This is a genomic window from Gallibacter intestinalis (assembly GCF_014982745.1).
Lineage (GTDB): Bacteria > Bacillota > Clostridia > Peptostreptococcales > Anaerovoracaceae > Gallibacter > Gallibacter intestinalis.
Genome location: NZ_JADCKA010000009.1, coordinates 52,869 through 72,195, shown reverse-complemented (window position 1 = coordinate 72,195; position 19,327 = coordinate 52,869). Strand labels below are relative to the sequence as shown.

The window sequence follows — 19,327 nt, the reverse complement described above, 5'->3', positions numbered from 1 at the left end:
TGGATTGAGGATTTATCCACATACATGAAAAGCAGTGGCAAAATATACGATGACCATTATGCTACTTTGTGGAAATGGTATCGAGATGACCCTAAAAGGCATGAAAAGTCAGAGAGGTATGACGGACTACAACTTGGGAGAGACATATGAGAGCAGACATTGAAAAAATAATAGCAGACATAAGGCCAACGCTTTCAGAGCCGACATACGCTTGCCCTATCTGCAAAGATACTGGATATATTGAGACAGTGATTGACGGATACGAATACGCAAAAGAATGCGAGTGTCAGATAAGAGCAAGGGAGCAGAAAAGGCAGGAAAAGTACATCGCCGAAAGCGGACTACAGACAGTATTAGACAGCATGACATTTGACACATACGAGGAGACAGAAAAGGCTAACGCAAATTTAAAAGCGACTGCAAAGACATATCTGAATGAGTATCAAGATTATTGGTGGTACATTTCCGGAGTGTCCGGATGCGGAAAAACTCACATCACGACCGCAATCTGCGGAGAACTAATTAAACAAGGGATACCGGTTCACTACATGCAATGGAGAGATGAAAGCACTGAGATTAAGTCGTTAGTGAACGATGATACCAAGTACGGCGAGAAGATGAGACGGCTCAAGAAAGTGAAAGTCCTATACATAGACGACTTTTTCAAAGGAGCGGTCACAGAAGCGGATATCAAGTTAGCATTTGAGATTATCAATGCAAGATACATCTCTAAACTGCCGACGCTGTTCAGCAGCGAGTTAAGTGTGAAAGAGATATTAGACATTGATGAAGCGATAGCAGGACGCATAAATCAGAGAGCAGATAAGTATGTGCTGAATGTACGCAAGATTGGAAACAGGAGGTTATGATGATAAACCTAAAAATAAACAACTACGGAGAAATTAAAATTAAGGCTAAAGGCAGTCTATATGACCTACTGGCACAGATGAACAGGTTAAGCAGAGTCATTACAGAGACCGTGCAAGAGGTTGAGAAATGCAAAGAAAAGTAATAGCAATGGCAGTAATCTTGATAATATTCATCGCATTGGGATATGGATATTACCAGATGCAAGAAATTAAAACTGAACTCCAACAGGTCAACGATAATTCAATCAAGGCTATCCAGCAGTTGCATGAAGACATCGAAGCAATGAAAAGCGAGATGGACGGCATCGAAAGTAACTTACCGACATTTGCTGGGGTATTCAGCACAACTGCATATTGCAAATGTGAGAAATGCTGCGGAGTATGGACTGACAGCCCGACCAAGAGCGGAACTATCCCACAGGAAGGACGGACAATAGCAGTTGATCCAAATGTAATACCACTGGGAACACAAGTCATCATTGACGGTCAAATATACACGGCAGAGGATACAGGCTCAGCAGTCAAAGGCAATGTGATTGATATTTACTTCAATAATCACGAGGAGACAGAAGAATATGGAAGACAAGACAGGGAAGTATGGATTTGTGCGTAACGAGAAACTACAAGAAAAATGCTGTCTGAACTGCCGATACTGCACCGAGAGCATAAGATGCACTGTTAACATAATGAATATGTCAGTAGTCGAAGCAATGTTTAGTCGGTGCGATGTTTGGAACAGATGGAAAAAGAAGAGGAGCAGAAAATGAAGTTAGATTTACGAGAAATGAATAAATTAGAGATAGTCCTTAAGCAGAAAGGAGCGTTCTATAAAAGAATACCATTGCCAGAAGATGGCATTAAAGAACAGATAGTAGTGTACAGTCCTACAGATGGCCGAAGAATATGGGATGCAGTTATAGGCTTGGGAACATACGGAAGCAGAGCAGGACTATTAGAACTAATGTGGGAAGACAGTGGCTATGTTATCGGCCCTCTGACTGCAGAAGGTGTGATAAGAGAGACAGAGGGATATGAGCAAAGGTGAAGTTATAGGATTGATATTAATATTTACGCTGTTGATACTGGCAGCGATGTAGGAGGATAGCAAATGATACAAGCAGAAATGATACAAGCAGAAAAGAGTGGAAAGACGGGAACAGATTTAACCATCCAAGGAGATACCGAACAACTATTGAGTGAGTTATTAAGCGTATGCGTTTTTCTAATAATCACAGGAAAAGTCACTAAAGGTGAATTGATTAAATGCGTAATAGACGCCCATGAAATTGCAGACGCTGGACAGTTTAGTATTAGCGAAGGAACGGAGGATAAAGATGAATAATGTCACATTGATAGGCAGGCTAACAAAAGACATAGAACTGCGATACAGCAACACTGGTATGGCAGTAGCAAGGTTTTCTATAGCCATAAACCGCATGCCGGGAAAGAACGGCGAGGATAAGGGAGCAGACTTCCCAAATATCATAGTATTTGGTAAAACCGCAGAGAATTGTGAGAAGTACCTTGCTAAAGGTAGACAGGTAGCAATTCAAGGACACATTCAGACGGGAAGTTACGAAAAAGACGGCAGAAAAGTTTATACCACAGATGTGGTTGCTGACAGAGTTGAGTTCCTTGAATGGGGCGACCGAGAGCAGAAAAGCGACGGAACACCGTCTGGATTTACGGAAATAAATGAGGAGGATATACCGTTCTGATGTTTCACTTATTATTTGAACAGTCCGGAACTTTTAAAAATGAGTTGATTAAACTCGGCTATGAAGCGAAAGACTATGACATACTAAACGACTTCAATCAGACTGATGAGGTAGTAGACATATTCGCAGAAATCGAAAATGCTGCAGAGGGGGGGGCAAAGCATCTTTGACGGATTCAGTGTAAACGATACTGTGATAGCATTCTTCCCCTGCACGAGATTCGAAGACCAAAACATATTAAATGTGAGAGGATTGAACCCAGGAATGAAGAAGTGGAGTATATCACAGAAATTAAAATATAGTATCGAGAAAGTTGAAGAAATGAGCAAATTCTATGGATTGATTAGCAAGTTGGTGGTTGTGTGCATTGAGAAGCAAATACCTCTTATAATAGAAAATCCATACTCAACTCAGCATTTCCTCACAAGATATTGGCCGCTTCAGCCAGGAGTTATTGATAATGATCGGAGAATAAATGGCGATAGTTACAAAAAGCCTACACAGTATTGGTTTATCAACTGCAACCCCAAAATGAATATACTGTTTGAGCCTATTCAAGAAGTCAAATTTAAAACTATCAAAACGGAGCGAAATCAAGTTGAAAGAAGCATGATTCAGCCACAGTACGCAAATAGGTTCTTAAGGCAGTATGTTCTGCCCAAAAATAAAAATGATTTAAATGTGTTTACTATAGGAGAAGAGCAATGCGAAATATAGAAGATATACACAACGATATCCGCAAAACTAAAAGAGGTTTAAGAAACGCACGAAGAAAAAAAGAGCAGTGCGAGCAAAAGTTAAAAGACCTGGAAGAAGAGTTGAAAGAGGTTGAGAAACATGGGCAAAATGTCACGAGATAAAGGCAAGCGAGGAGAGCGAGAACTGGCAGCGAGGCTTCGTGAATATGGATATGATGCGCGTCGCTCCGTTCAGTACTGCGGAGCAAATGGCGATGCTGATGTTATAGGACTGCCGGGCATTCATATTGAATGCAAGAGAACTGAAAGGTTAAGCTTATACGATGCAATGGCACAGGCTAAAGCAGATGCACGCAAAGGCGAAATGCCAGTAGTAATGCATAGAAAGAACAATAGTGAGTGGCTGGTGATACAGCCGCTTGCGGATTGGATAGAGATGTACAAGGAGGTTAAATAGACATGGAAAGTAAAACTTTTATAAAAATATGCAAAGAAAAAGTTGCAGAGTATTTTAATTCAAAAAAAGACAAAACGGACACGACAGAAGATTTAACTGCTGATGATGTTTTTGTAGTCTGGTATTGCAAAACTCTTCAAAACAACAAAGCGTTATTAAGTACACCTGTATCAGATGGCATGTACTATGAAATAACATTTAACGGGGATAATCAAGAAATGTATTTCGATGCTTATAAAAAGTGGGATAACATTTGTAGCACTTTTTTAGTTGTCTAGAATTAAGGAGGTTAAATGATGGACGCAGTTAAATACCTTAGACTGAAAGGGAAAATGACATTAAACTGTCAAACCGATTGCAGAATATGCAGACTATCGCGGTATAACAACGGTATCGACAAATCATGTAAGATTTTTGAAACACAAAACGCAGATAAAGCAGTAGAGATAGTCGAAAAATGGGCAGAGGAACATCCGGTTAAGACGAGAATGGATAAATTTCTTGAAATATATCCAAATGCGGGTGTAGAAAGAAACCGAAGAACTAAAGCGTTCTTGAGAATTTGCCCTATATCTATAGACACAACTAAAAGGAAAACTCACAATTGTAGCCAGTATAATACTTGCAATGATTGCCTTGTTGAATACTGGAACGAGGAGGTAGATGATACCAATGAAAGAGATTAAAGACCCAGCCATCCGTTCCAAGATAGAAGATTACTGCAAGGGCGGACTGGGATGTAAAGCAGTAGGTAACATATGGGAGACCGGAGGAATGTTCTACAAGGTAGAACTGCTCCGGGATAACCCGGCAAGGAAGCAGATAGTGCATATCATGAAGAGCGAGGTAGACGATGGAAGATAGACTGTATAGGCAAGTGATAAACAAATATGGCAAGATAGCACAGTCAATAGTTGCTGTTGAAGAGTTATCGGAGTTGCAGAAGGAAATAACTAAATACCTTCGAGGGTCTGGAAGCGTTGACCGCATCGCAGAAGAGGTTGCAGATGTCGAGATTATACTTGAACAGACGAAGATGATACACGGCATTACAGATGCACAGCTTGCAGACTGGAAGAAGCAGAAAAGACATAGGCTAAAAATGAGGTTAGAGAATGAATAAAATCACAAAGAGAGATTGTGAACAACTTCGAGCATTGAAAAAAGAATACAGACATCTAAACGATGAATATATCGATGCTATATGCTTCCCTAAGGAAAAGGTGGCGGACACAGCAAAGGATTATAAAACCGGACATCCTCACACAATAATCACTGAAGGGTACGGTAATAGCAAGTTTCCTGCTATAAGAGAAAAAATGAGCCGTAAACAGCGTGAAATTAAAAAGAGGATATATGATATAGAAACCTTCCTTGATGGTATAAATGACTCTGAAATGCGAACCATAATGCGAATGAGGTATTATGATGGATTGACGCAGGAAGAGATAGCAGAGAAGTTGGGATACAGTCGCTCTGGGATTGAAAAAAAGATATATCGGTTTTGGAAAAAGTGTAGCAGAAGTAGCAAAAGTGACATGATATAATCTTATTAAGGAAAAGTGCGAAATCGGGAAGCATTTTTCTCTGTTGGGAAGAACCCAGCGATTGTCTTCACGCCCCAAAAGGGGCAACCGAAATGTCAGGAGAAATCCTCCTTTCATAAATATCTTCCATAGACAGGAGCGGAGTGCTCCTGTTTTACTTTAAGGAAAAGAGGTATATTATGGCGCCGTTAAAGAATGCCAGACACGAAAAATATGTGCAAAACTTAATATCAGGCATGAGTCAGCGACAGGCGTACAGAGATGCTTTTCCTGCATCAAAAAAATGGAAAGATAATGTAGTTGACAATAGAGCCAGCGAATTGTTTTCTGGTAAGGTTTTGGTGAGGTATCAGGAAATACAAGAAGAACAAAAGGAAAAAGCTTTAATGACACGGTGGGAAAAAAGAAAAATGCTTGCCGATATCGCAAGAGACCCTAAAGTTTCCACTGCTGACAGAATGCGAGCTATAGATACAGACAACAAAATGGAAAACGAATATGTGAATAGAGTAGAAGTATCAAAACCTATAGATGATACTATAAAGGAGTTGGAGGAATACTTCAATGAATAGAGAGGACATAAAATACCTCTTAAAACACGAACCCTACAAGATAGGCCATTTTGTCGGATTTAAAGACTTAACATCACTCCATAATGAGTGGCTTAAGTCTTTTTTGTATGCAAAAGAAGACCAAACGTTACTTGCGCATCGTGGCTCGTATAAGACTACATGCATATCGCTATTTTTAGCTATCCATACAATAATCAAACCTAATGAATTTGTTATCTTTTTTAGAAAGACCGATACTGATGTGCAAGAGGTATTAAAACAGGTTGCGAAAATATTAAGAACGGGTGTAATACAGAGAATTGTTCAAGTAATCTATGGTAAAGACTTAATTATAGAAAAAGATACCGCCAATGAAGTACATACAAATCTTTGCACATCAACAAAAGGATCAAGTCAGATTGTTGGATTGGGTATCACCACTTCTATAACCGGTAAACACGCAGACATAGTTATAACAGACGATATTTGCAATATTAAGGACCGCAAGAGTAAAGCGGAAAGAGAAAACACGAGAACGCAGTACATGGAGTTACAGAACGTATTAAACAGAGGTGGACGATTTATAAACTGTGGTACACCGTGGCACAAAGACGATGTTATATCGATGATGCCCAATGTCAAAAAATATGACTGCTACTCAACTGGACTCATAACAAGAGAGAAAATAGAAGAACTCAGACGCTCTATGACTGACAGTCTGTTTGCTGCCAATTATGAACTAAAACACATAGCCGATAAAGACGCTATGTTCAAAAAACCGCAGTTCACAAGCGATATATCGGCCATATATAACGGTATGGCACATGTGGATGCCGCTTATGGCGGTGAAGATAGCACTGCTTACACCGTTTTCCATCAAAACGGCGATGAAATCATCGGATTTGGGAAACTGTGGGATAAACATGCAGATGATTGCATCGAAGATATTAAAAGATTGCATAATCATCTTCGAGCAGGTTCTATATCATGCGAAAAAAATGGCGACAAAGGCTATTTTGCGGAAAAACTGCAAAAAAACGGATTTTCCGTTAAAACATATAACGAGAACGAAAACAAATACATCAAAATCAGCACATATTTGAGAAGTAACTGGAACAAAATTAAATGGCTTGAAGATACTGACCCAGATTACATCGATAATATACTGGATTACTCGGAATTTGCAGACCATGACGATGCACCGGACAGCGCAGCATCGCTTTTACGACTTATGCAAAACAGAAGACAGTATAACCCAGTTAAAGGAGGTATATAGTGTATAGATTATCAAGTGATAAAGAACTAACACCATCTAAATTGTCGGAGTTTATAGCGGACTGGAGAAGAGACTCAACAACAAGGTATGTTCCGCTCCAAAACGCATACAAAACGAAATACGATATATTCACAGCACCACCAAAGCCTTCATGGAAACCGGACAATAGAATTGCGGTCAACTTCGCAAAGTACATAGTCGATACCATGAACGGCTTTTTTATTGGTATTCCTGTAAAAACCACGGGAACTGATGAAAAGGTTGTTGAGTATGTAGATTTTATCGATAGATACAATGGACAGGACGACAACAACGCTGAACTGTCGAAGATATGTTCAATCTACGGCAAAGGGTATGAAATGTACTATGTCGATAACGATGGACAGATAGGCATCACCTATCTATCACCGCTAGAGGCATTCATGATTTACGATGACTCAGTCCTAGAGACTCCAAGGTATTTTGTAAGGCTTTACAAAGACGATGGCGGAGTCTTACATGGCTCTGTATCAGATAATAGAACGGCCAGATACTTCACTGATAAGAACAATTTCAAAATGACCGATGAGCGCTTACATGGCTTTGATGGAGTACCTGCAACTGAGTTTAAGGAAAACGAAGAAGAAATTGGCATCTTCGAGCCTGTAATGAGCCTTATAAACGCATATAACAAGGCGATAAGCGAAAAGGCTAACGATGTTGATTATTTTGGTGATGCCTACCTTAAGGTTTTGGGCGCAGTATTAGACCAAGAAGGACTTGCGAACCTGCGAGCGAACAGAATCATCAATTTTGAAGGGTTAGACAGCGAAAAGGTGATCGTGGAGTTTCTGCAAAAGCCAGATGGAGATAACACGCAAGAAAACCTTATAAAACGCCTTGAAAAACTGATATTTCAAATTTCAATGTGCGCTAACATTTCAGACGAGGATTTTGGCAACTCTTCTGGAATTGCATTAAGATACAAACTGCTTGCGATGAGTAACCTTGCCAAAACCAAGGAAAGAAAATTCAAAGCAGGAATGCAGAACAGATACAAACTGATATTTTCCAATCCGATTTCAGGTATGGCAAAAGATGCTTGGGTAGGATTGGATTTTAAATTTACACAGAATTATCCTGCTAACTTACTTGAAGAAGCACAGATAGCAGCGCAGCTTTCCGGCATCACATCAAAAGAAACGCAGCTTAAAGTGCTTTCAGTAGTTGATGATGTGCAGTCGGAGATAGAGCGTATTGATAGTGATATAGATCCTTTGGTATACGCAACTGATTTCCCGACTAATAGGACGAATGAGAAAGAGGATACAAAAAAACCTACAATGTATGAAATCACTTCAATTCTCACAAAGAGAAATAATGGCAATTTAACGTATAACAACGCTTTAAGAATGCTTGTAAGGATAGGATTAGATGAGGAAGAAGCAAGATTACTATTGGATGACAAGGATATAGTATGACATATTGGAGCGAAAGACAGAAACAGCTTTACAAAGCAATGGAAAAGGACGAGGAGAAACTAAAAAAGAAACTCTCGTCCTTTTATGATAAGGAATATGCGAAACTCGATAAGACCATAGCAGCATTTTATGAGAAATTCGGTACCGATAATGTAATTGAGTATCGAAACCTCATGCAAAGCCTTCCAGAAGCGGACAAAATGCTTCTTATTGAGCAATCCGATGAATTTGCAAAGAAATATCCGCAATATGCCCATTTATTGCCTGTAAGGAACAATATTTACAAATTAAACCGATTAGAGGGTTTACAGTATTCTGTGAGATTAAACCAACTTAACATCGGAGCAGTAAATAATGAGGAAATAACAAAATACCTCGAAAAACAGGCAGAAAGAGGATTAAACGCTGCTGCAGAAGCAATGGGATTCGGAAAGAATTTCAACGCACTGAACGGCAATATAGCAAGCAAATTTGTAGGTGTGAACTGGTCTAATGGTAAGAAGAATTTCTCTGAAAGGATATGGGAAAACACCGATAAGTTATCGCAGTACCTCAACAACGACATAGCAACAGGATTTGCAAGGGGTGTCAACTACAGAAAACTCACCGATATAATTCAGAAGCGCTACTCTAAAGTCACAAGAAATGACGCTTATAGGCTTATTTACACCGAGGGTACATATGTAATGGCTGAAAGTTCTATGGCACCGTTTGAGGAAGATTTTGAGCAGTACAGAGTATCTACAGTAGGCGATAGTAGAGTATGCCCTATATGCCGTGACTTATCCGGTCAAGTCTTTAATATCAAAGATAGACAACCGGGAGTTAATTTTCCACCACTTCATCCATGGTGTAGATGTACCTTTACCATTGAAGTTGAAGATTGGGATGCTTGGATGGATGAGTATGAAAGGAAGCACGGTGGCAACACACGACGAGCGGAAGACATAAAAACTGGTATAGAAGAAGCAAAACCGAAAGATACACCAACATACCAAAATATTAAAAATGCAACTGGCGAATATTATGATACAATAGATAAAACAATTAAAAATGCACCTGAAATGAACATGAAAAAGATGTACGAGAAACATCAAGATAAATGGAATTTTCAAAAAGATGAGTATAGGTCTTTTTACGACACAGTCAATCAAAAGGTGCATCTTAGTTGGGATGACGTGATAGGTAACTCTAACCGTAATGATTTTGATACTTTCTTTCATGAGACTGGGCACGCCATAGACAGCTGTCAAATGAACGGAGTGGGTTTTTATTCAGATTCCTATAAAAATGGAATATTTGCTCAAACCTTACGCAAAGAAGCACAAGACCACATAGATGCAACATACGCAGACATGCAAAAGAAATTCGAGATTGCATTAAACGACCATGAAAGATGGGTCGAGGTAGGGTTTGTGAATGATATTACATACAAAATGTTAGAAGACGCAATAAAGCAGGGAGACTATGCATCGTGGGATGCATTGATTGCCGACCCTGCTATGAACAGTCTTTTGTTCGATGGTAAAAAACCGACAATAGAAATGGCAAAAAAACGACTTGCTAACGAAATCAATGGATTACCTATAACAGAGGCATCCGACATACAAGATATGTTCGATGCTCAATTTGGAGAAACTTTAACTAAATCAAAACATGGACAAAAATATTGGGAAAATGGCGGTAATGAGATAAGGGCTGCAGAAGCCTTTGCAGAAATGTGGAGCGCAACTCTTAATAATCCCGGTTCATTGAATTTAATAAAAGAATATTTCCCTGAAAGTTATGAAATTTTCCTTGAAATAGTGCGCAGTATGAAATAAAGGAGAAAGATATGACATATTTTTTTTACAAGAACAGTCAAGATGATAAAATATGGTGGGTATACGAAACGCCCATTGAAGGGCATAAATTTTCCTTTGACCAAAAGCGAATTTTTACAATATTCAAAGACTACCCACAAAATCTAACTGATGAACAAAGAGAAATTTTTGATAAAGAGAATCCGGATTGGGCTGAATATTTTAGAACAGCAAAAAATAAAAGTCTCAATGAGAATTTGGAGTTTTTAGCAAAAAAAGCTGCAGAAAAAGAAAATTCCCAAGAAAAAGCAAGACAAAAAGATGTTGAAGAAAATGGTTTTATGATAGATGGGGAATTACATTAGCAAATGCGCCGCATAGGCGCTTTTATATTACCCAGAAAGGAGGAGACATGAGAAAACTTTTATACTTCCACGCATCGTGGTGTAAGCCATGCAAATTTGTTGAAAAGGAGTTTTTATCAAAAGTGGAAGCGGTACACCCCGATAAAATCGAACGAGTAGACGCAGAAAATGAAGCTGTGAGAGCAGAAAAGCACAGAGTTGATAAACTGCCAACTACGCTAATTTTAGACGATGAAAACGAGATTTTCAGAAGAGTGGGCGGTCTTGACATAGAGGAGGCTATCGAGATATTAAATGATAACGGTTAAAGTAAGCAAAGACGAGGTGCAAATCAGAGGTCATGCTGGATATGCACCCATCGGAGAAGATATAGTCTGTAGCGGAGTAACCGCACTCTATCAGACAACGGTCGGATATATCGCAGATGTGATGAACGAACCTCTGACCGTCAAAGAATCAAAACAGACAAACGAATACACATTGCTAACAAAGGACCTATCAGACGAAGCAAAAGTTTTGGTAGGTGCTTTTTTATATGGTTTAAAACTCATCGAAGAAGAGTTCCCAAATCATATCACTATCGAGCAGGCTTGAGTCTCGTTAATCCTTAAGGAAAAAGTCAGGCGTGGCGACTATAAACTACGGCAATCAGGCGATGATTTAAAAACGGAGGTAAAAACATGAAAAAATTACAGTTATTTGCAGAACCGGCAGACCCAAATCCAACAGACCCAAAACCACCGGTAGACCCAAAAGACCCTAAAGAGCCGACAGACCCAAAACCGGAACTAAAGTATACCGATGAGGATCTGGACAGGATTATCGGTGACAGATTGGCTCGTTGGCAGAAGGAACAAGACAAAAAAATATCCGAAGCCGAGAAACTGGCAAAGATGGACGCACAGGAAAAGGCTGAATATGAGAAAAAGCAGCTTGAAAAAGAACTGCAAGCCTTAAAGGATAAAGAAACACTGTCAGAGATGAGTAAACAGGCAAGAAAGATGCTTTCTGAAGCAAATATAAACATTTCTGACGACCTTTTGGCTGTTTTGGTGTCAACGGATGCAGAAGCAACCAAAAACGCTGTAGAAGCCTTTAAGGTGATGTACGGCGATGCAGTCAAGAAGGGCATTGCAGAAGCCTTAAAGGGCGAGCCGCCAAAAGCCGGTAATTCCGGCACTGCAATAACCAAAGAAGAGATACTGGCGGTCAAGGATAGAAAAGAGCGCCAGAGACTCATTACAGAAAACATAGAACTATTTAAGTAGGAGGTAAATATGCTTAAAAAGAAACTACAGCTGTTCGCAGCACCAATAAACACTACTACTGCAGCAGACCTTGAGCCTGCTATTTCTGTGGATTTCACCACAAGAATTGCAGAAAACATCAAAGAACTGCAGGAAGTAATCGGAGTATCCGAACTTATCCCAATGTCTGCAGGAACAGACATTAAAATCTATGAAATTAAGAAGGTGAACACACCATCACAGGTAGGAGAGGGCGAAACTATACCACTCACTGAAATTACAAGAAAACTTGTAAAGACTTACACTCTAGACCTCAACAAATATAGAAAAAACACTACTGCTGAGGCTATCCAGAAGGTAGGTAGAGAAATCGCCATCAATCAGACTGATGAAAAACTTGTATCTGAGGTACAGAAGGATATTAAAAAGTCTTTCTATACTACTCTTGCTACAGGTAGCGGCACAGCAACAGGAACAGACCTGCAGACAGCACTTGCGAACCTGTGGGCTAAACTGCAGGTTAGATTTGAAGACATGGATGTAACTCCAATCTTCTTTGTTAACCCACAGGATGTTGCCGATTATCTGGGAACAGCGCAGATACACATGCAGACTGCTTTCGGATTCACTTACATTGAGAATTTCCTCGGACTGGGAACTGCTATTATCTCTCCACAGGTAACAGCAACTAAACCGATTGCAACTGTAAAAGAAAACCTCAACGGCGCATATGCTCCAGTATCCGGCGATGTAGGCGCAGTATTCAATCTTACTGCAGATGCTACAGGACTTGTGGGCATGGTGCATGACCTTAAGACTGATAATGCATCCGTTGATACTCTCTTGATGTCTAATGTAGTATTCTTCCCTGAATACGCAGACGGAGTATTTGTAGCGACAATTTCTGTGGGGGAGTAACAACCCCACTTGAGGGTGTTTCAATTTCTGGCACCGCTCAGGTGGGAAGTAAACTCACAGCGACCGTTACTCCTGAAGGTGCAACCGCAACTTATAAATGGAAAAGAGCAGATTTAGCCGATGGGCAGTATTCGGACATAGCGTCTGCTACTTCTGCAGAGTACACACTTATTGCAGAGGATGAAGGTAAATTCATTAAAGTAGAAGCAACCGGAACAGATAAATACAACGGTACAGTATTGTCGCAGGCAACTACCGCTGTAGCAGGAACGGAGTGATTAAATGCTCGAGAGGGTTAAACTGCGCCTTGAAGGCGAGACAGTATCAGATGAGGTATTGTCTGAACTCATACAAACTATAACCGACAGATTAATTTTGCGTCTCGGTGCAAGTGACCTTCCCGAGACGTTTAATTCAATAGTGGTGGATGCCACTGTTAAAATGTATCGCAGACTTTACTATGAGGGTATTTCAAGCGAGAATGTGTCGAATCTATCCACTTCATTTATTGAGGATATCCTAAATGAATATTCGGCTGAGATATCTACATGGAAAGAGCAGCAAGCCAACTCCGGAGAGAATAAGAGAGTGGTGAGATTTATATGATCTGGAAGAAATGCACACTATATAAAAAGACAAAGACCGGAGAAGACGAACTGCGAAATCCAATATACTCAGAAGAAAAAGTCCTTGAGACAGTAGCAAGATTCACCCCATGGACCAATGAGCAAATCAGCCTTGAGGGGCGAGACGTTACAAACAACACTCAGTTATATGCCCTGCCAATAAAAACGCTTCCAGAGTGCGATTTGGCTGAAATAGACGGTGTTAAAAGAGAGATAAATAAAGTCATAGACCTTTATCCTCGATACACCGTTATTCAAGTTAAGAGGTATAAAGAAGATGTTTAAAATGGACACCGTAGGCATAGAGGAACTTGAAGCAGAACTCTATAGGCTTAATTCTGTGAGGTTTGATGCAGTCCAAAAGAAACAACTTGTACAGATGTTAAATCGTGCAAGGAGCGGATGGACACCAGTTGACACAGGAGAATTAAGACAATCCTCTATAGTTGATAATGACGAAATGGGATATACCAAAGACTATGCTCCTCATGTCGAGTTCGGACACAGAACTAAAAACGGCGGATTTGTCACAGGGCAAAGGTATTTGGAAGCCAATGTTGAAATCCAAAGAGGTATATATCTGCAAGATTTGCTCAAGGCGATAAAGAAGGGATAATATGGCACTAAAGAAAATAGGTATAAAGACGCTCATAGCGGCGATACAAAAGAAAGTAGAAGAAACGGGATTGCGATGTTACGACTATGTCGAAGAAAACACCGCAGCCCCGTTTTATTTTGCCGAGGTTATTAGACAGACCCCGGCACATTCAAAAACGATGTTTCGAGATGTATTTACAGTATGGATTCACTGCATCGCAGAAGGAGATTCATCGGTTGGAGTATCCAACCTCATCGAAAACCTCCAAGAGGTTATGACAGAGGATATAACTCTTCCAGAACCGTTTGAACTTGTATTACAGACCGATGCAGGAGTTCAGACGATAAAAACAGACGAAACAGGAGAAAAACACGCAGTCGTAGCATTCGAGTTTATGATTTGTTACGGCTTCAAAATAAAATAGGAGGTAAAACATGAATAAATTGCAGTTATTTGCGTATGACAATAACGATTATTGCGATTTCAGTGCGACCGCAGCAAAAGCGGTTGCCGGCAAAGACATATTGCTTGCCATATGGAACTCTGACGGTTCAGAGCTGCTTGCGATATCAGGGCAGCAGGGTTTGACAATCAACCGTTCTGCAGATTCCATCGAAATCACATCAAAAGACACAAAGGGCGGTTGGAAGTCAAAGATTGCTGGTATGAAGGAATGGTCCATTGATAATGATGGTATCTATGTTAACAACGACCAGTCGCATAAAGAACTCTCACAGGCATTCAATAACGGCGAGCCTGTATGTATCAAGGTCATAAACAATAAGACTAAGGCCGGAATGTTTGGCGGCCTTGCGGTAATTACTGATTATCCTCTTGAAGCGCCGTATGACGATTCTATGACATACTCATTAACCCTTGAAGGTATGGGCGAACTCGTAGACCTTACTATTGACCCAGTAGACCCAGACACAATGCCGGAAAGTGCAGGTTCACTCGGGAGTTTAACAGTAGTATCTGTTGCTGGCTCAACATCTGGAAAAACTAATGTGTATGTTAATCCGGCAAAAGGCGGAAGTAACAAGTATTTTTACAGAACTGGCTCAAATGTAGAGTATCCATCATATGGGGAAGTAATATCTGCTACAGCTTGGGACGGCACAGCAGAAATACAGGCTATTACAGGAAATGAGATAATGATTATCGAAACTGACTCTACAGGCAAAGCCTTAAAAGCCGGCAAAGCAACAGTGACATCGAAAGCGTAGGTGACAAATGAAGATAGGAACTAAAAAATACGAACTAAAATATAGCATTCAGCGTATCAATATGATTGAAGCGGCTACAGGAGTGCCTGTAATGGCTTCCATGCAGAAAAATGGCGGTATGCTCGGGATTGCTGAATATGAGACATATTTTGCATACGCTTTAAAAGAAGAGGGCAGTGATACTTTTGTACCATTCAAAGAAGCAAGGGAGCTGGCTGAAAAGTACCTTGTTGAAAGAGGATATGCAGAAGCGATAACAGAAGTTATTGAAGCCATCGAAAGGGACTGTCCTTTTTTCTTCCAAGCCGGCTAATTGAGTTCGAATACCTCGGCGATGATGAAGTTGATTCTGAATACGAAAAAATAGCGAAGCCTTTTCAAAAAGAGATAGACTTCGCTTTTTTCGTAGTTAATTTTGGATACACCAAAGCAGATTATGAAGCCTTAACACCAAAGGAGATTAGATTCATATACAAAGCATGGGAAAACAAGAAAATTTCTGATACATATAACGCATACAATGCTGCATTTACGGCTGCATATAATGTCCAAAGACCAAAGAATAAAAAGGCTTTGAACTTATTTAAAAAGCGCAATAAAAAGGCTGATATGGAAGTCGTAAACGAAAATCGCACCATCATTTACGAGGTCGAAGAAAAAGAAGGAAAATCATGGGTTAGAAAAGTTTACGAAAGAAATGGACTTCGATACCCGGAAAGGAGGGGAAATGGCTGATTATACTTTATCCGTCAATATAAAAGGTGATTCTGAAGAGTTTAAAAGGGCCCTTAAGGCGGCGCAAGATGCAGTTGACGGATTTGAAAAGAAAACAACATCAATGTCATCAAAGTTAAACAAAATTGGTGACAAAATGGCCGGCATAGGCGCAAAAATGAGTATAGGCCTTACTACTCCTTTGACTTTAGCAGGTAAGGCAGCAGTGAATGCGGCATCTGATTATGACGAGAACATGAACAAGATAGATGTTGCCTTTGGAAAGAGCGGCAAAGCTGTTAAAGAATGGTCTGAAACAGCTATTAAGGAGTTTGGACTTTCAAAGAACCAAGCACTTGAAGCGGCTGCACTATTTGGCGATATGGCGACATCTATGGGGCTTACAAAGCCTGCCGCATCGGATATGTCTATATCGCTTGCCAGCCTTGCCGGTGATTTAGCGTCATTTAAGAACATCGGAGTAGATCAGGCGATGACTGCTCTTGCCGGAGTTTTCACTGGTGAAACAGAATCGCTCAAACAGCTTGGTATAGTAATGACCGAGACTAACCTTGAGGAATTTGCGAACAAAAGTGGACTTGTATATAAAAATATGTCGCAGGCTGAGAAAGTACAGCTGCGATATAACTATGTAATGGCAATGTCGCAAAATGCTGTAGGTGACTATGCAAGAACAGCAGATGGAACCGCAAACTCCATTAGAACTTTTCAAGGTTCAGTTGAGAACTTAGGTATTGCATTCGGTCAAAACCTACTTCCTGCGGTCACTCCGATAATTCAAAAATTAACTGACATAGTAAACAAATTCGCAGAGTTATCACCAGCAACACAAACTAACATTATTAAAATCGGTCTTCTTGCGGCGGCTATGGGACCATTAACAACTGTTGCTGGTGGAGTTACTAAAGCGATTGGCACAACTATGTCAGCAATGAGTACTGCATCACAAGCTACTAGCGGTTTTATTGCTGGATTTATAGGTTTGGATACTAAACTAAGCGGCACAGGTGCAAAATTTCAGCAATTTGGAACTACAGCATCAAAAGCGTTGCGAAATTTAAGAACCGACATTGGAGTCTTAAAGATAAATGCATCAGACATGGCTAAAAGCCTTAAAAGTTCGCTTGCCGGCACAATGACATCAATTTCAACTTCATTTACAGCTGCTGGGTCAGGCATTCGAGCTACAGCGGCAAGTATGAAGGCGTCTCTTATAAGTGTTGGAACAGCAGCAAAAGCAGCGATAGCACCGTTTCTTCCGGCAATAGCGATATTTGCTGCAGTCGCAGCGGCGATGGTGTATTTATTCAACACCAATGAAGAGTTCAGAAATTCTATGCTGAAATCATGGGGTGAAATTAGTGCTGCTTTCAAACCTGTGCTTGAACAACTTGGAACTATGATATCTCAAGTCGCAGCGGCGATAACCCCGGCAATAAAACAATTGGCTACGGCTTTTTCGTCTGTAATGACGGCTGTTGCACCGCTTGTGTCGATGCTTTCAGGAGTATTTGCGCAAACACTTGTTACGATTGTGGGAACAATAAGCAATCTCATCACTACTATGGCGCCGCTTGTATCAACTTTAATCAGTCAGATTGCACCAGTTATGTCGACTATTATTCAGGCGATTGCAAACATAGTATCGCAGATTGCTTCTGCGCTATCTCCAATAATTGAAACAGTAGTTTCATTCTTATCTGGCACAGTAATACCAATAATAACTAAAGTAGCGACAACGGTTGCAAGTGTGATATCGAAAATAATAACAGTAATTACACCTATAGTTACATTTATTTCACAGGTGATTTCTAAAATTATCAGTATAATCTCAACGATCATCGGAAAAGTGGCAACTATATTTAACACTGTTAAAAGTACTATAACAAAGGTTTGGAATACTATAAAAAGTACAGTTGGTACAGTGGTAAATGGTATTATTTCGATAATTAAAAAAGTAACATCACCGGTTAGGACTGTATTTAACGGTGTCAAGTCGATAGTGGTTACTTGCTTTAATGCAGTTAAAAGTGCGTGGGGCAAATTGACTGGAGTTGTAAGTGGAGTTGTTGGAGGTATTTCCAGTGCTTTCAGTTCGCTCGTGAACAAAGTCAAAAGCGTGGTTAATTTCGTTATCGGAGGTATTAACGGTGCTATAGGAATTATCAATAAAATTCCGGGAGTAGAGATAAACAAAATACCTTACTTGGCACATGGTACCGATAACTGGCAAGGCGGTTTTGCTTACATGAACGAAGGCGGCAGAGGAGAGTTGACCTATTTACCAAATGGCGCACAAGTAATCCCTCACGACATTTCAGTTAAATATGCAAAAGAATCTGCGAGGGCTAATGCATCTGCAGAGCCGATAAGTCTCGAAGGTTTAATGAACGGCATGGTAGTGCAAATAGTTAATAACACATCGGTTGATGGTACTCCGCTTAAAGAAACTATCTCAGATTACACTATCAAAAAAATAGGCAACCAACAGAAAGCTACATTAAGATCGAGGGGGTATGCATATTGATTTACACAATGGACTATAATGGACATTCATCTACTGAATATGGGGTAATATTTAATGATTACCCCTCCTTCTCAGGAGCAAAAAAGCAGTATACGACCTCTGCGATTGCTGGCATGGTTGGAGAATTGGTAGGGAAAGATACGGGTGTCTCGAATTTAGAAATATCTTGTGTTTTCTCCGTGGTTAATGATAATTTTTTTGAAAACATCAGAGCTATAAAAAAATGGCTGTACGGTCCCGGCAAATTAAAGTTTTCTGATATGGACGATACTTTTTATAGGGTTCTAAAAATCAATTATGGAGAAATTGAAAGAGAGATGAGGTATTTTGGTACATTTACCGTTACCTTTACCTGTATTCCATATGAATATAGAGATGATGGCAACGCTGAATGGCCAATGATATGCAGCAACCCCTATTCTACATGCAAGCCTATATATAGGATTAACGGGGAAGGGATGTGCACTCTTGCTGTGAACGGCAAAAGTGTAAAGGCGCAGGTTGGCCAGAATTTGACTATAGATAGTGAAAAAATGATTTGCTACAGAAACGATGGTACTTTGGCAAATGTTCAGATGCAAGGCGATTATGAAGATTTATGGCTTCCAAATGGTAGTTGTGACATTTCAGTATCTTCTGGGTTTGACTTATCAATAATTCCGCAGTGGGGGTATGCAGTATGATTCAACTTTATAAACCAACAAATA

Annotated in this window: 34 protein-coding genes; all 34 read left to right on the top strand. The window is 40.0% G+C overall.

Annotated features, from left to right (window positions below):
* The first annotated feature begins 146 nt into the window (after positions 1-146).
* The 34 genes from INF20_RS06095 to INF20_RS05935 all read left to right on the top strand — a co-directional run bounded on the left by INF20_RS06095 (position 147) and on the right by INF20_RS05935 (position 19,303).
* Entirely contained in the window at positions 147-869 is a 723-nt protein-coding gene (locus INF20_RS06095; RefSeq protein WP_226385488.1) for an ATP-binding protein, read from the top strand.
* A complete protein-coding gene (locus tag INF20_RS06090) occupies positions 869-1,012 on the top strand; it encodes a hypothetical protein (RefSeq protein ID WP_226385487.1) in 144 nt (47 codons plus the stop codon). The genes INF20_RS06095 and INF20_RS06090 overlap by 1 nt, the downstream gene beginning before the upstream one ends.
* On the top strand, positions 997-1,482 hold the full coding sequence (locus tag INF20_RS06085) for a 3D domain-containing protein (protein ID WP_226385486.1): 486 nt from the start codon (positions 997-999) through the stop codon (positions 1,480-1,482). Before INF20_RS06090 ends, INF20_RS06085 begins: the two co-directional genes overlap by 16 nt.
* A gap of 150 nt (positions 1,483-1,632) precedes the next feature.
* The gene (locus INF20_RS06080; RefSeq protein WP_226385485.1) at positions 1,633-1,914 is read left to right on the top strand and encodes a hypothetical protein; all 282 of its coding nucleotides are present in this window, start codon (positions 1,633-1,635) and stop codon (positions 1,912-1,914) included.
* Positions 1,915-1,977: 63 nt separating this feature from the next.
* Complete coding sequence (locus INF20_RS06075) at positions 1,978-2,211, top strand: hypothetical protein (protein WP_226385484.1); 234 nt, start codon at positions 1,978-1,980, stop codon at positions 2,209-2,211.
* A complete protein-coding gene (locus INF20_RS06070; RefSeq protein WP_264175481.1) occupies positions 2,204-2,587 on the top strand; it encodes a single-stranded DNA-binding protein in 384 nt (127 codons plus the stop codon). The genes INF20_RS06075 and INF20_RS06070 overlap by 8 nt, the downstream gene beginning before the upstream one ends.
* Positions 2,587-2,757 (top strand): hypothetical protein, encoded by a 171-nt coding sequence (locus INF20_RS06065; protein WP_226385482.1) that lies wholly within the window; start codon positions 2,587-2,589, stop codon positions 2,755-2,757. Before INF20_RS06070 ends, INF20_RS06065 begins: the two co-directional genes overlap by 1 nt.
* Complete coding sequence (locus tag INF20_RS06060; protein ID WP_226385481.1) at positions 2,726-3,304, top strand: hypothetical protein; 579 nt, start codon at positions 2,726-2,728, stop codon at positions 3,302-3,304. The genes INF20_RS06065 and INF20_RS06060 overlap by 32 nt, the downstream gene beginning before the upstream one ends.
* Positions 3,292-3,447, top strand: coding sequence for a hypothetical protein (locus tag INF20_RS06055; RefSeq protein ID WP_226385480.1), 156 nt, complete (start codon positions 3,292-3,294; stop codon positions 3,445-3,447). Before INF20_RS06060 ends, INF20_RS06055 begins: the two co-directional genes overlap by 13 nt.
* Complete coding sequence (locus INF20_RS06050) at positions 3,425-3,742, top strand: putative PDDEXK endonuclease (protein ID WP_226385479.1); 318 nt, start codon at positions 3,425-3,427, stop codon at positions 3,740-3,742. The genes INF20_RS06055 and INF20_RS06050 overlap by 23 nt, the downstream gene beginning before the upstream one ends.
* Before the next feature lie 2 nt (positions 3,743-3,744).
* On the top strand, positions 3,745-4,020 hold the full coding sequence (locus INF20_RS06045) for a DUF6275 family protein (protein ID WP_226385478.1): 276 nt from the start codon (positions 3,745-3,747) through the stop codon (positions 4,018-4,020).
* Positions 4,021-4,035: 15 nt separating this feature from the next.
* Complete coding sequence (locus tag INF20_RS06040) at positions 4,036-4,428, top strand: hypothetical protein (protein WP_226385477.1); 393 nt, start codon at positions 4,036-4,038, stop codon at positions 4,426-4,428.
* Complete coding sequence (locus tag INF20_RS06035) at positions 4,415-4,606, top strand: hypothetical protein (RefSeq protein WP_226385476.1); 192 nt, start codon at positions 4,415-4,417, stop codon at positions 4,604-4,606. The genes INF20_RS06040 and INF20_RS06035 overlap by 14 nt, the downstream gene beginning before the upstream one ends.
* Entirely contained in the window at positions 4,596-4,865 is a 270-nt protein-coding gene (locus INF20_RS06030) for a nucleoside triphosphate pyrophosphohydrolase family protein (protein WP_226385475.1), read from the top strand. The genes INF20_RS06035 and INF20_RS06030 overlap by 11 nt, the downstream gene beginning before the upstream one ends.
* Positions 4,858-5,289, top strand: coding sequence for a sigma factor-like helix-turn-helix DNA-binding protein (locus tag INF20_RS06025; protein ID WP_226385474.1), 432 nt, complete (start codon positions 4,858-4,860; stop codon positions 5,287-5,289). The genes INF20_RS06030 and INF20_RS06025 overlap by 8 nt, the downstream gene beginning before the upstream one ends.
* 179 nt (positions 5,290-5,468) lie before the next feature.
* On the top strand, positions 5,469-5,861 hold the full coding sequence (locus tag INF20_RS06020) for a terminase (RefSeq protein WP_226385473.1): 393 nt from the start codon (positions 5,469-5,471) through the stop codon (positions 5,859-5,861).
* Positions 5,854-7,116 carry a hypothetical protein gene (locus tag INF20_RS06015; protein WP_226385472.1) on the top strand — a complete coding sequence of 421 codons (1,263 nt, stop codon included), beginning with the start codon at positions 5,854-5,856 and terminating at the stop codon, positions 7,114-7,116. Before INF20_RS06020 ends, INF20_RS06015 begins: the two co-directional genes overlap by 8 nt.
* Positions 7,116-8,576, top strand: a complete 1,461-nt coding sequence (locus INF20_RS06010; RefSeq protein ID WP_226385471.1) for a phage portal protein — start codon at positions 7,116-7,118, stop codon at positions 8,574-8,576. The genes INF20_RS06015 and INF20_RS06010 overlap by 1 nt, the downstream gene beginning before the upstream one ends.
* 38 nt (positions 8,577-8,614) lie before the next feature.
* Positions 8,615-10,399, top strand: a complete 1,785-nt coding sequence (locus INF20_RS06005) for a minor capsid protein (RefSeq protein ID WP_226385470.1) — start codon at positions 8,615-8,617, stop codon at positions 10,397-10,399.
* Between the two features lie 11 nt (positions 10,400-10,410).
* On the top strand, positions 10,411-10,743 hold the full coding sequence (locus INF20_RS06000; RefSeq protein WP_226385469.1) for a DUF7675 family protein: 333 nt from the start codon (positions 10,411-10,413) through the stop codon (positions 10,741-10,743).
* A 47-nt stretch (positions 10,744-10,790) separates the two neighbouring features.
* Entirely contained in the window at positions 10,791-11,051 is a 261-nt protein-coding gene (locus INF20_RS05995) for a thioredoxin family protein (RefSeq protein ID WP_226385468.1), read from the top strand.
* Positions 11,038-11,337 carry a ribosomal-processing cysteine protease Prp gene (locus INF20_RS05990; RefSeq protein WP_226385467.1) on the top strand — a complete coding sequence of 100 codons (300 nt, stop codon included), beginning with the start codon at positions 11,038-11,040 and terminating at the stop codon, positions 11,335-11,337. Before INF20_RS05995 ends, INF20_RS05990 begins: the two co-directional genes overlap by 14 nt.
* 86 nt (positions 11,338-11,423) lie before the next feature.
* Entirely contained in the window at positions 11,424-12,011 is a 588-nt protein-coding gene (locus INF20_RS05985) for a DUF4355 domain-containing protein (protein WP_226385466.1), read from the top strand.
* A gap of 9 nt (positions 12,012-12,020) precedes the next feature.
* Positions 12,021-12,908 (top strand): hypothetical protein, encoded by an 888-nt coding sequence (locus tag INF20_RS05980; RefSeq protein WP_226385465.1) that lies wholly within the window; start codon positions 12,021-12,023, stop codon positions 12,906-12,908.
* Positions 12,909-12,949: 41 nt separating this feature from the next.
* Positions 12,950-13,186 carry a hypothetical protein gene (locus INF20_RS05975; protein ID WP_226385464.1) on the top strand — a complete coding sequence of 79 codons (237 nt, stop codon included), beginning with the start codon at positions 12,950-12,952 and terminating at the stop codon, positions 13,184-13,186.
* A gap of 4 nt (positions 13,187-13,190) precedes the next feature.
* Positions 13,191-13,514 carry a phage head-tail connector protein gene (locus INF20_RS05970; protein WP_226385463.1) on the top strand — a complete coding sequence of 108 codons (324 nt, stop codon included), beginning with the start codon at positions 13,191-13,193 and terminating at the stop codon, positions 13,512-13,514.
* Positions 13,511-13,819 carry a hypothetical protein gene (locus tag INF20_RS05965; RefSeq protein ID WP_226385462.1) on the top strand — a complete coding sequence of 103 codons (309 nt, stop codon included), beginning with the start codon at positions 13,511-13,513 and terminating at the stop codon, positions 13,817-13,819. Before INF20_RS05970 ends, INF20_RS05965 begins: the two co-directional genes overlap by 4 nt.
* Positions 13,812-14,150: an HK97 gp10 family phage protein gene (locus INF20_RS05960; RefSeq protein WP_226385461.1), complete on the top strand. Its 339-nt coding sequence runs from the start codon at positions 13,812-13,814 to the stop codon at positions 14,148-14,150. The genes INF20_RS05965 and INF20_RS05960 overlap by 8 nt, the downstream gene beginning before the upstream one ends.
* Before the next feature lies 1 nt (position 14,151).
* Entirely contained in the window at positions 14,152-14,556 is a 405-nt protein-coding gene (locus INF20_RS05955) for a DUF5072 family protein (RefSeq protein WP_226385460.1), read from the top strand.
* 10 nt (positions 14,557-14,566) lie between these two features.
* Positions 14,567-15,358: a phage major tail protein, TP901-1 family gene (locus tag INF20_RS05950; protein ID WP_226385459.1), complete on the top strand. Its 792-nt coding sequence runs from the start codon at positions 14,567-14,569 to the stop codon at positions 15,356-15,358.
* 7 nt (positions 15,359-15,365) lie between these two features.
* The gene (locus tag INF20_RS05945) at positions 15,366-15,671 is read left to right on the top strand and encodes a hypothetical protein (RefSeq protein ID WP_226385458.1); all 306 of its coding nucleotides are present in this window, start codon (positions 15,366-15,368) and stop codon (positions 15,669-15,671) included.
* 296 nt (positions 15,672-15,967) lie between these two features.
* Positions 15,968-16,093: a hypothetical protein gene (locus INF20_RS07955; RefSeq protein ID WP_264175480.1), complete on the top strand. Its 126-nt coding sequence runs from the start codon at positions 15,968-15,970 to the stop codon at positions 16,091-16,093.
* On the top strand, positions 16,086-18,620 hold the full coding sequence (locus INF20_RS05940) for a phage tail tape measure protein (protein WP_226385457.1): 2,535 nt from the start codon (positions 16,086-16,088) through the stop codon (positions 18,618-18,620). The genes INF20_RS07955 and INF20_RS05940 overlap by 8 nt, the downstream gene beginning before the upstream one ends.
* Positions 18,617-19,303: a hypothetical protein gene (locus tag INF20_RS05935; RefSeq protein ID WP_226385456.1), complete on the top strand. Its 687-nt coding sequence runs from the start codon at positions 18,617-18,619 to the stop codon at positions 19,301-19,303. The genes INF20_RS05940 and INF20_RS05935 overlap by 4 nt, the downstream gene beginning before the upstream one ends.
* The last annotated feature ends 24 nt before the right edge of the window (positions 19,304-19,327 follow it).